This window comes from Candidatus Parvarchaeota archaeon, assembly GCA_016866895.1.
Taxonomy (GTDB): domain Archaea; phylum Micrarchaeota; class Micrarchaeia; order Anstonellales; family VGKX01; genus VGKX01.
Window position 1 is genome coordinate 1 of record VGKX01000199.1, and the last position, 1,660, is coordinate 1,660.

Here is a 1,660-nt window from a genome sequence, read left to right on the forward strand (position 1 = left end):
AGCAAGTCAGGCAAATTGCCCAAGCACTTTTCAAATCGCCAAGAATTTCGTCTGGCCCAAGTAATATTTATTTTGTTGCAAAGCAGGCGGGGAAAATCATTGGCTTTTCCCACCTTGTGATGCAAGGTGGGACTGGTGCAAGCCAGACAGTGCTGCAGGGCTTAGGGGTTGCAAAAAAATACCAGGGAAGAGGCGTTGGGACTCTTCTGGTTGAAGCTTCAATTGCCCACTGCAAGAGACTTGGGGTGCAAAGCATTCTCCTGAAAGTCAAGGCATTTAACCCGGCATTGAGCCTATACTTAAAAGAGGGCTTTGTCCAATCATTTGTGGAGAAAAACATAGTGATGAAATACAGGCAGCCAAACTGAACACAAAATTAATCAATACTGATTGACAAGAAACACAAACATTATTCACAAACAATATTCACTACTATTAAAGCACTAAAATAGTCCAATATGCTGCGGGGCGCTTATCTATGGCATTTGACATAAACGGCTTTATCCAGGCCTATTACATCCAGCCAATCCTCAACCACGAGGGCTACAACCCTGTAAACACGCTGACCTATGCCCTCATTGCCTTGGCGGCAGCCTTCATAATCTGGGGGCAGTTCAAAAAGCACAAAATCACTGTTGACAGGGAGTTTTTCATCTCCACACTGCCCTTTATTCTCCTCGGCCCGACAATGCGTGTTGTCACTGATTCAATCGACACTGGTGTAATGCAGGCTCACGCAGGGGTCTCTTCTGGCATCATTGGCTCGTTTTATTCATTTATTTTATCGACACACTTATACGACTACGGTTTTCTTACAAGCTCCCCTGGAATCTATTTTGTCACTGCTGCAATACTTTTTGCCAGCCTGTTTGCGCAGAAATTTGCAGAAAGGAAATTTCCATCCAAATCAGCCAATCTGATGAGAAACGTTGGCATATTCCTGTTCCTGCTCCACTTTCTAATCCTCCTTCCAATGGTCTCCTACCCCCTCTATGGCCTTTTGATAATTGCGCTTGCAGGAATCATTGGCTTTATTGCCCGCAGGTTTTTCTCAAGCGCTCTTTTTGCAAGGCTTTCTGGAAGCGGATTGACGCAAAGCCATGATGGCGCAATAAATGGCGGAGTCGGGGCTTCAAATGTCGCACCTGACCAGGCCGGAAGCCTTGCCTGGCTTGTTGTTTTTGCCCACTCGCTTGACGGGGCGGCAACCTTTGTCACAATAGACATATTCAACAGGCTTGAGCCTGCCTGCACCCTGCTTGGCAAATGCTACGGCGAGCAGCACGTTGTCTCAAGTTTTCTTGGAACATTTGCAGACACCTATCTTGTGTTTTTTGCAGTCAAGGTAATCTTTTCGGCGCTAGTCGCATTCCTTGTGGAAAAAGAATCCCAGGACAGGCAGGAAAAAACCTTCATATTCCTGCTTCTTGTCGTGTTTGGCCTGGCCCCTGGCCTGCGCGACTTGCTGCGGCTTGCAACAGGGGCCTGAAACAGGCAATGGTGCCTTGGTTGATGCGCAAATTCATGGTGAAACAAAATGGCACTTTATCTTGTAGGCCTTGGAATTAACCCGCCACACTCAATGCCCCTTGAGGCACTCGAGCTAATCCGCGCTGCAGACACGGCCGTTTCCAAAGTTTTCCTTGAAACCTACACAAAC

The 1,660-nt window shown here is 47.1% G+C and carries 2 protein-coding genes; both read left to right on the forward strand.

Annotation, left to right across the window (positions count from 1 at the left end):
• On the forward strand, positions 1-368 hold a 368-nt coding region (locus FJZ26_05895), incomplete at its 5' end, for a GNAT family N-acetyltransferase (GenBank protein MBM3229941.1).
• A gap of 110 nt (positions 369-478) precedes the next feature.
• Positions 479-1,489, forward strand: coding sequence for a DUF63 family protein (locus tag FJZ26_05900; protein MBM3229942.1), 1,011 nt, complete (start codon positions 479-481; stop codon positions 1,487-1,489).
• Positions 1,490-1,660 lie beyond the last annotated feature (171 nt).